The organism is Asticcacaulis sp. (assembly GCF_051954415.1).
In the GTDB taxonomy this organism is placed as follows: Bacteria; Pseudomonadota; Alphaproteobacteria; order Caulobacterales; family Caulobacteraceae; genus Asticcacaulis.
Window position 1 is genome coordinate 88720 of sequence record NZ_JBQCHT010000026.1, and the last position, 10761, is coordinate 99480.

Here is a 10761-nt window from a genome sequence, read left to right on the forward strand (position 1 = left end):
ATGACGAGGACCAAAACAACACTGGCTTCCATCCTGTGGCTGGCTGCGGCCTGCGCACTTCCTGCCCTCGCCGATCCCCTGCGTACACAGCCCATGGCCGCCAACGGCGACGGTACCTACAACAATCCGCCCCTCTATGCCGACTTCCCCGACCCCGACATCATCCGGGTCGGCAGTGACTTCTATTTCGCCACAACTACCTTTGCCAACACGCCCGGTCTGACCATCCTGCACTCCAAAGACCTGGTAAACTGGGAATATGCGGGCCATGTCATGCCTCGCCTGGACGGACGCGATGCCTATGACCTTAAGGGCGGCACGGCCTATCGAGCCGGCGTCTATGCCCCCAGCCTGCGCTATCACAACGGCGTGTTTTATATCGCCGTCACACCGAACGGCCAGAACACACGAATCTACCGCACGACCGACATAAAAGGACCATGGACCTATACCGAACTCGATCGCGCCGCTTTCGATCCCGGCCTGTTTTTCGACGCTGACGGCACGGGCTATATCGCCACATCTGGCGGATGGGACGGCACGCTCACGCTCCTGACGCTCGATGTTGCCTATTCAAAGATCGTTGCGTCCAAAGAGGTCTATTTTAACAAAGGCGCCGAAGGCTCGAAGCTGATCCACCGCGGCGACTGGTATTACCTGTTTAACGCCATCCCGTCGCGCCTGGGCATGACGGTTTCACGCGCGCACAAGCTCGAAGGCCCGTGGGAAACGCGAAACCAGATTGATGACACGACCGGCGGCCATCAGGGCGCTCTGGTCGATCTGCCAGATGGCGGCTGGTATGGCTTTGTGATGGTCGATGCCGGTGCTATTGGCCGTGTGACACAGATCAGCCCCGTCTTTTGGGAAAACGACTGGCCGGTATGGGGAACGCCCGCCGCGCCCGGTCGCGTGCCTTTGTCAGCCGCCCTGCCCCTGCCCGCGCACCCGGAATTAGGACTGGCAACATCGGATGGCTTCAGCGGCGCCACCCTCGGCCTCCAGTGGCAATGGAATCATAATCCCGACAACAGCCGCTGGACATTGACAGAACGTCCGGGCTTTCTGAGACTTAAAGCCACAAAGGGAGAGGCTTTCTGGACGGCCCCCAACACCTTAACTCAAAAAGGCTTCGGTCCCGCCAGTGAGGCCGTGGTGCGGCTGGACATCTCACACCTTCAGCCCGGCGACCAGTGCGGTGTCGGCACGCTCGGCAAATACAGCGCCCAGGCAACGGTTGAAACCACTGCAAATGGCCACCGCACCTTGGCTCTCTACCTGGGTGAGGATACAGTCGATGGACAAAAAGCCACTGTTCTGGCGCCGCCTCAGGCACTGAACGGCGGCGGCCTGTACGTGCGCACAGATATGGACTTCAAAACCGACCGCGGACACATTGCCTACAGCCCGGACGGCGTCGCCTGGACACCGCTAGGCGGCGATTTCCCGCTGGCCTACGATTGGCGCACCGGCACCTTCCAGGGACCGCAATTTGCCTTGTTCTGCTTCAATCCGGTTCCAGGTGACGGTTATCTGGATATTGACAGTTTCGACCTGACCATCAGCGCCTCAAAAACATCGCCGACAACTCCCTGATCCATGCCCCCACGCCAAAGGGAACCCCGGGGTGGATTGAACCTGCCATTCACAGCGATTTGCCGGAAAATTCTCAGTTATTGCTCTCTATGGCTTTCGCCACGGATAGCCGAGTCCGCAATTGCCATGTGGGGGTATCGCCTAACGGGGGCACTTGAACGTACCCCCGGAAATACCCCCAACTTGTACGGATAATCCCGGATACAAGTGGAAACGACCGGACAGATACCCGGCTAACACATCAGATTTTAAAGGATTTTTCAATCATCGCCTGACCCAGGCGGAAGGAGAATGGTGGGTGGGCACGGACTCGAACCGTGGACCCGCTGATTAAGAGTCAGCTGCTCTACCAACTGAGCTACACACCCGAACCAATTCTTCGGAACCAGCCGGGCTTGGTGACCCCGGCGGTGAGGCGCGGAACATAGCCAATTATTTTGCCATGACAAGCGCTAAATTTGCTTTTTCCAAAGTTTTTAAACAGATAATGTCCTGCCATTCATCCAGGCATCACGCGCCTTTACGCCGGTATCGGCGAAATCGGTGAAAAGACCATCCACGCCCAGATCAAACAGGTCAAAATACTCTTTCTGGGCATCGCCATTATAATACGGATCAAGCTGGTCATTGCGCATGGTCCAGCTATGGACCTGGAGACCGCAGGCATGGGCGTTATCGACAATTTCCTTGCGGCGCACAGGCTGTCCCTTGGCGAAGCTCAGCAGGTGTCGCTTCCAGGGCGCCACAATATCGGCATAGGTGGCGATATCCTTCAGGCCGGCGGCGGAGAACTGGTCGAGGTTATCCCCTGCCCGCCCCGCCACCACCCAGTCATAGGGCTTATCTGAAGGCGGCTGGAGGATCATGGCGCCGGTATCCGGATCGGTATCGGAGCCATCGATCAGTTGCATCAGACGAATCGTGGTTTTCCGGCGCAGGTATTTCAGGTTGGCGGTCTCGAACGACTGGATGATCACCGGCGATGATGCCTTGTCCAGCCCGGCGCGCTTCAGCATATCGAGCAGTTTGTCCTCTATGGCGAGGCCAAGCTGCTGATGGAAGGTGGGATGCTTGATTTCCGGATAGAGGCCGATGGTGCGCCCGGTTTCTCGGCTTTTCGCCTGCGCCAGGTCGATCACCTCCTGAAGGGTCTGTACCTGATAGAGGCCGTCATGGCTGTGATCGCGGTTTGCGAATGCCTGGCGGGCGCGTAAGGTCTTGATCTCGGCCAGGTTGAAATCGCAGGTAAAGAAGTCGGTCGTTTCAATACCATCGAGCGTGCGGGTGCGCTTTCGTCCGGCAAATTCAGGGCGGTCAGCGACATCGGTGGTGACGGACAGCAGCGGTTCGTGCCGCACGATGAGTTGGCCATCCAAGGTCGAAACCACATCGGGCTCGATGAAATCGGCGCCCATTTTTATGGCCAGTTCATAGCCGGGAATGGTGTGTTCAGGCAGATAGCCCGGCGCGCCGCGATGGCCCACAATCAGCGGCCTCTTCGGCGTGGCGGCGTAGGCAACAGTGGCGGCGGCCATGGTGGCAAGTCCTGCGCCGATCAGGCGGCGGCGGTTGAGATGCGTCATGGTAACTCCGCTGAAAAAGAAAGGCCAGCCGTTGTGGTGAAAACGGCTGGCCCAAGGGAAAGTCTGTAGACTCTCCAAATCCTGCAAAGGATTTGGCAAGGGCAAAGCCCGCCGCCGCCAAAAAACGTAAAATGGAGCGGCGAGCCTTCGCGGCCTCTGAGCGACTAGAATGTCTTACGCACGTTCAGGAAGACCTGACGGGGGGCGCCCGGCTGGATGGTCTGGCTCGTTCCGGAGGCATCGGAATTGACGAAACCGTTGGAGCCGATGGTCGAGATGTACTGCTCGTCCATCAGGTTGGTGACGTTGAGCTGAACCGTGGTGCCAATGGTTTCAAAACGATACCCCACGCTCAGGTCGGTGATGGTGCTGGAAGGCACTTCACCGCCGATATTGGTGTAGGTGTAATAGCGCTTGTCGGTGAAGTTGACGCCCAGCGAGCCAAACAGCGCACCGTTGTCATAACCCAGTTCGGTCTTCAGCAGGTTTTTCGGCGTATTGACAACGGTCTTGTCCTTCGTCGGGGTGACCACCGGATTACCGGCGCCATCGAACGAATGCACATCGTCTTCGTACTTGGAGTCGTTGTAGCTGTAGGCGGCGTAGATCTTCCACTGCGGGGTGAAGCGGTAGGTGCCGGCCAGTTCGACGCCCTGGCTGGTCACGCCGCCGACGTTCGACAGCACCGGGGCATTACCCTGGATGCCCGCGCCCTGGGTAACCGCCAGGATACGGTTGTCGAACTTGACATTATACAGCGCGGCGACACCAGAGAACTGCGGGAAGCGGACGCGCAGGCCGCCTTCGAGGGTTTTGGAGGATTCCGGCTTCAGGCTGGTCTTGACGTAATCGATATTGGCCTGGCTTTGCGAGCTGAACGGACCGGAAGTCGCAGCCGAGACATAAGCGTCCATGTTTTCGGCATAGGAGCCGAAGACTTCGTAATGGCTGTTGACCTTATAGACCGCGCCGACCTGCGGCAGGAAGGTGTCCTTCGACTTCAGTTCGGCATTGATGGTGCCACCGACCAGTTGATTGACCTTGTTGGTGGTTTCCAGCGACTTGAAGCCGTAATTGATCTTCAGGGCATCGGTGACCGTCCAGACATCCTGGAGATAGAGCTGGGTCGTCTTGGTGTTGAAGGCGTATTCCCATTGCGTATAGAAGGGGTTGCTCTGGAAACCGAGGCTGTCGCGATGCGGCGCGGCAAGGGTTTCGCCGTAGAAGCGGCGGGCCTGGTTGAAGTCGTTGTTTTCAATCCAGAAGCCGGCCGAAACCTGATGGGCGCCGAGATCGAGTGTAGCACCGCCAATGGCGCCGGTGCGGTTGATGTCATATTCCGTGGTGCGGATCGAGACATAGGCATTGTCGGTCGACGGGTTGGCGGCGTTATAGAACGGCGAGTAGCTGACGCCGGGCGAAGGCAGGTAAGGCGTGACCCACAGCCCTTGGCCCTCATTGGTGTGGTTATAGATAGTAGCATTGAATTTCAGCATGTCGGAGACCGGCAGGTTCAGGCTGATGCCCGACAGGGTATCGTCACGTACGCCGCCGCCATAATAATAGGCGTCATCCACCGTGGTGATTTTGCCCGGATAGGTCGGGGTCGTTTGCGTCTGGTAGAGCTGCGCCACCTGGTTGGCCAGAGCCCAGTTTGGCTGGAAGTTATCCCAGTCATAGCCCAGACGGTCGATCATCTCGAACGACATATCCTGATAGTCCTGCTCGCGGCGCTGGCTGTGATTGACGAAGGCCGACAACGAACCTTCGCCGAGCGGGAGGACCGCTTTGGCGTCGACCTGCTGCTGCTTCTGCTCACCGCCGCCCTTCCACTTGTCGGTCTTCATATCGACCGCCGAGATATAGCCGCGCAGGCCGCCGAGCGCCGTGATCGCGCCGGTTTCAAAACGGCCGTAGACGCGGTGCATGTTGTCCGAACCCAGCGTGCCGGCCAGTTCGCCGCCAAGGGTTTCCGACGGATCGCGCGACACGAACTTCAGCGTGCCGCCCATATTGGACGAGGTGGCCGAATCGAGCGAACCGGCGCCTTGCGAAAGGTCGGCCCGGGCGATGTCTTCATTGATGATGGCGCGCGAGATATGCAGGCCGTTATAATTGCCGTAGCTCATATCGCCCAGCGTGATGCCATCGAGCGTGAAGCCCATCTGGTTCTGGTTGAAGCCGCGCACCGAGATGCGGGCGGACCATTCGTAGGCGCCGAAGGGATCGGCCGACTGGAAGGTGACGCCCGGCAGCTTGTCGAGCACCTTCAGCGGGCTGGTGCCCGGAGCCAGCTTGGTGATGTCGTCGGCCTTGACCGACTGGGTCTGACGGCTCTGGCCCTGGCCATAGACGATGACTTCGGTGACCTGATCGGCAGCGGCCGGCGCGGAGGCGGCAGCGGCAACCGGTGCGGCGTCCTGCGCATGAACCAGGCCGGCATTCAGAAGGGCAAAGGCGGCCACGGAAGTGAAGAGTGCGATTTTCATGATATATCCCCAGCAGGGCCTTAATGCCCCTCTGGGAAAGCGCCCTAACGTCGCTCGGTGACAGTTTTTCCAAGGTTTGAAGACGCAATCTTGTCAGGAACGAAACGATTAAATGACACCCCACAAGATATTGAATTTGCTGTATAAAATAATGTGCTTTTCAGGTTACATTTAAACAGGAGAGAAAAAAATGAAGCCTGAGCTGCTGACCTTGGGAAACAGCCAAAGCCGCGTTGTCGTCATTGATGACTTTACCGGTACTTATGACCAGATTCGCCGCATGGCCGCCGCTCTGGCGCCCTTCCCGCCGCAATCGCAATATTACCCCGGTCTGCGCCGGATGATCACCGAAACAGATCTGCCGGCGCATGACTATATGCAAAGTCTGCTGGTCGAAGCCTCTCCCTATATCGGGGGCGCCTTCGATATCGATCGTTTCGACTGGGTAGAGGGCAGCTTTTCGATGGTGACCCAACCGCCGGAAACACTCGCACCCCGCCAGCGCGCACCGCATATCGACACGGTCGAACCGAAATACCTGGCGATCCTGCATTATCTCAGCGACACACCCGGCACCGGCACGGCTTTTTTCCGTCAGCGCTCAACCGGCATTGAGCGCGTGACAACGGAGACTTTCGATCGCTATGTCACTGCCGCGGAAGCCGAAAATACGGACGCAAAGGGGTATATCACCGGATCAAACCCGTGGTTCGAGGAAATCGGCCGGGTTGAAGCCAAACCGGACCGCCTGGTCATTTATGAGGGCTGCCTGCTGCACTCCGGCCTTATTCCACCGGACATGCCGCTGAGCGACGATCCGCTGACAGGCCGCCTGACTGCCAATCTGTTCGTCCGCGGCTATTAGCGTATGCGGATAACCTTGCTGAGCTTCGAGACGCCGGTCTCGTTGAACGCCTCGACCGCCACATAATAGCCGACGCCGACATTGAGCGCGCGCAGATCAAGCGCGTTGCCATGCTGGCGGCCACCGAATTCCTTGTCGTCGTCTTCGGCAAACAATTGATAGGTCAAGGTCAGACGGTCCGGGCGGATGCCCCAGCGGACATTATAACCGACCGCGCCCGGCACCGGCTTCCAACTGATACGGGCATTGCGCTGATCACTGTCCCGTTTCGCCAACACGGCCGTAGGCTTTTCCGGCGCCTTGCCATCGGCATTGCCGAAGACGCGCAGATCGGCGATGGCCAGGTTCGGCGCACCGATATGGCCGTGGACATAGCGAATATAGCGCGCCTTCACCGGCTGAGGCAGTTCAAAATAGGCATTGGGCCGATCCCGGCGGGGGGCTTCGGTTTCGGCCACCTTCGCCCAGGCTTGGCCGTCGATCGAAGCTTCCAGCGTGAATTCAGTATAGATATCCGGGCTGTCGGCATAGAGGCCGGACTTGTAATCGGCATAGTTGACCTGAATGGCACGCACCGTCTTTTCCGCCCCAAGATCGACCGTCAGGGTCTGGCCGGGCTTGTTATCGGCCGCCAGCCAGAAGCTGCGCGGGTTCTCATCGGTGGCGTTCTTCGCGTCGAAATTCTGCCCTTCGACCGGCGCGTGTTGCGACGAGACGCTGACAGGCTTGCGGTAGGACAGCAGCATCCAGCCGGTGAACAGCTTTTCGGGATCGTCGATCTTGGATTTGGGCACATAGTGCGGGAAATCGCCGAAGCGCGCCGACACCGCCATCTGGCCGTCGGCGTAGAATTTCGCCGGCAGCATGTCGATGCGGCGCTCAAACGTCCAGTTATAGCCCAGCCAGGGCGTACCGGTATTCCAGTAGTTGCCATATTTGTCCTGGAAGGTCGAGCCGTGTCCCGCCCCTTCGACGAAACCGCCAGGCTTATAGGCCACGGGATTGTAGTCGGCATAGGTGAATGGCCCCAGCGGCTTGTCACTGACATAGGTGCCGTTGGCATAGACATTATATTCCGTGCCCGGTGCGCCGTATTGCAGGTAGTATTTGCCGTTCACCTTGGTCATCCACGCCCCTTCGGTGAAGGGTTTGATCGGCGTACCATTGGGCAGCTTGCCGGAGTGATCCTGACCGAAGCGTTCCCAGCCGTGTTTTTCCGGCTGGAGCCAGATGAAGCGGTTCGGCTTACCCTTGTAGGCAAAAGGCTCCGGCGTCATTTCGATGCCGTAGATCGGATAGATATTCGACGAGCCCCAGTACATGTACCACTTGCCGTCATCATCGATGAACAGGCCGGGGTCCCACGGGCTGGGCTGGACCTGATCCGGCCCCAGATGGCTGTCATCCGTCCCCTCGCCCACCGCGGTCGGCACCGGCGGCGTGCGACGGACCCAGAAGTCGAGCTTGCCGGATGCCGGGTCATCGCTTTTCAACAGGGCCGTCTGGCGAGTATGCGACTGCATGATGTAAAGCGTCTTGCCGTCGGAAACGAGCGCCGGCGCCACGATGCTCTCGAACGGCCAGCGGCTCGGCGTGATGAAAGTCCAGTGGATCAGGTCTTCCGAGCGCCAGTAACCATCGGCCAGGGTCTGGAACAGGTAATAGGCGCCGTCATGCAACACCACCGCCGGATCGGCGCCGGTACGGTAGGAAATGCCCTCGTTCTGCTGCTCGAAATTATAGCGGTAGTCGATATCGACCGGATTGGCGTATGTCGTCTGCTCGGCGTGCGTGGCCGTGGCCAGAGCCAAGAATGAAGCGGCGAGCAATATCGCAAATTTCATAATCCGATCCTCATCAATTTCGCCTGCCCCGTTTACGGGGAAGGTGGCGCGGCGCTTGCGATGGTCCCCCCTCCCCGTAAACGGGGCGGGCGAAGATTTATCCCTTTAGAAGCGTCAGTTTGGCTGGCGTGCCGCCCGCAGAAGACGGTGCGATCCAGATATCGAAATCGCCGGGTTCGGCTTCCCATTTCAGATCCAGCCCGACAAAGGCCAGATCGGCGCGGGAGAGTTCGAAGGTGATGGTCTGGGTCTCGCCGGGTTTGAGATCGATATGGCGGATGCCCTTCAGCCAGCGCACCGGTTGGGTGATCGAGGCCACGCGATCGTGGATATAGAGCTGCGCCACCTCATGCAGCGGGCGCGCACCGGTATTGCTCACCTCGACCGAGGCGGTCACCTTGCCGGACCACGACAATGTCTCCGCGCTCAGTTGCGTGGCGCCATAGTTGACCTTGCCGTAGCCCAGTCCGTGGCCGAACGGATAGAGCGGCGCGAACGGCGCATCGCGCCAGCGGGCGCGGTAACTGGCGTCGTCGCCAATTTGCGGCCGCCCGGTGGTGCGGTGATTGTAATAGAAGGGCTCCTGCCCCGATTTCAGTGGGAAACTGCACGGCAGGCGGCCGGACGGGCTATAATCCCCGAAGAGCAAATCAGCGATGCCATTGCCGGCTTCCGAACCCAGGAACCAGGTACAGAGGATAGCGTCGGCGTCCCTCACCGCCCCTTCCAGGGCGATGGCGCGGCCGTGGCTGAGCAAAACGACCACCGGCTTGCCCGTCGCTTTCACCGCCTCGGCCAGCGCCATCTGCGCATCCGGCACGGTGATTTCAGTGCGCGACTGCGCCTCGCCGGACATCTGCTGCCCTTCGCCGATACAGAGCACCACCACATCCGCCGCTTTCGCTGCTTTCACCGCGGCCTCGACGCCGCCTTCGATCGGTGCGTCGATATCCGAGCCGCGCGTGACCGTCAGCCTGTCCCCGACCACGCCGCGCATCGCCATTTCGACGGTCATGCTGTCCTTCGTATCGGGGAAGACCACCCAATAGCCGTTGAGCTGGTTCTGATCCGCCGCCAGCGGCCCGATCAGGGCGATCTTCTGGCCGGATTTTTTCAACGGCAGGACATCATTGTCATTCTTCAGCAGCACGCAGGCCCGCCGTGCCGCCTCACGCGCCAGGGCAATCGTTTCAGCTTTACGCATATCATTGCGTTCACGCGCCGCATCCATCGATTTATACGGATCATCAAACAGGCCGATGGCCTTCTTGATGCGCAGCACCCGACGCACGGCCTCATCCAGCGCCTTAACCGGCACCTCGCCGGAGCGCACCAGGTCCGGCAGATACTTCATATATATGCCCGACTGCATCGACATATCGCAGCCGGCCAGGAGCGCCTTTTTCGCGGCGTCGCGGCCATCGGCGGCGAAACCGTGGGCGATCAGTTCCTCTTCCGAGGTGAAATCGGAAACGACGAAACCCATGAACCCCATCTCACCGCGCAGGATATCGGTGAGCAGCTTGTGATTGCCGGTCGAGGGCACGCCGCCGATATCGTTGAAGGCGCTCATCACCGTCAAGGCGCCGGCATCGATCCCCGCCCTGAAGGACGGGAGGTGAGTCTGGCGCAGGGTCGGTTCGGTAATCTCGACCGTGTTATAGTCCATGCCGGCTTCGACCGCGCCATAGGCGGCGAAATGCTTGAGGCAGGCCAGCATCGAATCCTGCGCCTTAAGGTCCGCTCCCTGGAGGCCCTGTACGCGGGCGGCGGCGAACCGGCAGGCCAGCCATGTATCTTCCCCTGCCGCCTCCGCCGATCGGCCCCAGCGCTGGTCGCGCACCACATCGACCGCCGGGGAAAAGGTCCAGTGAATGGCATTGGCCGTGGCTTCCATCGCCGCCGCGCGGTTGGTGCGGCGGGAGAGCTCCGGATCGAAACTGGCGGCCTCGGCCATCGGGATCGGGAAGATGGTCGTCATGCCGTGGATGATGTCGGCGGCGAAGATCAGCGGAATGCCGTGGGGCGATTTTTCCACCGCCACCTTTTGCAGTTCACGGCTCAGGGCCACACCGCGGCCATTGAACAGGCCGGTGATCCTGCCGGCGGCGATATCGGCCAACACCTGGTCTTTCGAATGGCTGGCAATGGCCGGGTTGAAAAACGCGGCCTCGGTGCGCACGGAGTCTGAATAAAGGCTCAGTTGCCCGGCCTTTTCCTCCAGCGACATCTTCGCAATCAGCCCTTCTATAAAGCTGTCCTTTGGCGCGGCCATCGCCGGCAGATAGGCCGATGCGGCGCCCGCCACCGCGAAGGTCGAGGCAGCCCCCTTGAAAAAGGCGCGCCGGGAAAGGGACTGGGACATATTTCAGGCTTTCAGAATA

6 protein-coding genes and 1 tRNA gene are annotated in these 10761 nt (G+C 59.9%); 2 read left to right on the top strand and 5 right to left on the bottom strand.

Annotated features, from left to right (window positions below; genetic code table 11):
- Entirely contained in the window at window positions 1–1596 is a 1596-nt protein-coding gene (locus tag ACTHND_RS09535; RefSeq protein ID WP_440177715.1) for a glycoside hydrolase family 43 protein, read from the top strand.
- 292 nt (window positions 1597–1888) lie between these two features.
- On the opposite strand, the gene ACTHND_RS09540 is transcribed toward ACTHND_RS09535, so the two are convergent.
- The 3 genes from ACTHND_RS09540 to ACTHND_RS09550 all read right to left on the bottom strand — a co-directional run bounded on the left by ACTHND_RS09540 (window position 1889) and on the right by ACTHND_RS09550 (window position 5668).
- Window positions 1889–1964, bottom strand: a tRNA-Lys gene (locus tag ACTHND_RS09540).
- Between the two features lie 108 nt (window positions 1965–2072).
- Window positions 2073–3179 (bottom strand): glycerophosphodiester phosphodiesterase, encoded by a 1107-nt coding sequence (locus ACTHND_RS09545; protein WP_440177716.1) that lies wholly within the window; start codon window positions 3177–3179, stop codon window positions 2073–2075.
- Between the two features lie 164 nt (window positions 3180–3343).
- On the bottom strand, window positions 3344–5668 hold the full coding sequence (locus ACTHND_RS09550) for a TonB-dependent receptor (RefSeq protein ID WP_440177717.1): 2325 nt from the start codon (window positions 5666–5668) through the stop codon (window positions 3344–3346).
- A gap of 190 nt (window positions 5669–5858) precedes the next feature.
- On the opposite strand from ACTHND_RS09550, the gene ACTHND_RS09555 reads away from it, so the two are divergent.
- Window positions 5859–6533, top strand: a complete 675-nt coding sequence (locus tag ACTHND_RS09555) for a DUF6445 family protein (protein ID WP_440177718.1) — start codon at window positions 5859–5861, stop codon at window positions 6531–6533.
- Here the strand turns inward: ACTHND_RS09555 and ACTHND_RS09560 are convergent.
- Both ACTHND_RS09560 and bglX read right to left on the bottom strand, forming a co-directional pair.
- Entirely contained in the window at window positions 6530–8377 is a 1848-nt protein-coding gene (locus ACTHND_RS09560) for a family 43 glycosylhydrolase (RefSeq protein ID WP_440177719.1), read from the bottom strand. The two genes, ACTHND_RS09555 and ACTHND_RS09560, sit on opposite strands and share 4 nt — an antisense overlap.
- Before the next feature lie 97 nt (window positions 8378–8474).
- On the bottom strand, window positions 8475–10742 hold the full coding sequence (gene bglX / locus ACTHND_RS09565) for a beta-glucosidase BglX (RefSeq protein WP_440177720.1): 2268 nt from the start codon (window positions 10740–10742) through the stop codon (window positions 8475–8477).
- Window positions 10743–10761 lie beyond the last annotated feature (19 nt).

What these genes read in the sequence shown, in the direction of transcription:
- ACTHND_RS09535 (WP_440177715.1), top strand. Translation starts at nt 1, where the DNA reads ATGACGAGGACCAAAACAACACTGGCTTCCATCCTGTGGCTGGCTGCG.
- ACTHND_RS09545 (WP_440177716.1), bottom strand. Translation starts at nt 3,179, where the DNA reads ATGACGCATCTCAACCGCCGCCGCCTGATCGGCGCAGGACTTGCCACC.
- ACTHND_RS09550 (WP_440177717.1), bottom strand. Translation starts at nt 5,668, where the DNA reads ATGAAAATCGCACTCTTCACTTCCGTGGCCGCCTTTGCCCTTCTGAAT.
- ACTHND_RS09555 (WP_440177718.1), top strand. Translation starts at nt 5,859, where the DNA reads ATGAAGCCTGAGCTGCTGACCTTGGGAAACAGCCAAAGCCGCGTTGTC.
- ACTHND_RS09560 (WP_440177719.1), bottom strand. Translation starts at nt 8,377, where the DNA reads ATGAAATTTGCGATATTGCTCGCCGCTTCATTCTTGGCTCTGGCCACG.
- bglX (WP_440177720.1), bottom strand. Translation starts at nt 10,742, where the DNA reads ATGTCCCAGTCCCTTTCCCGGCGCGCCTTTTTCAAGGGGGCTGCCTCG.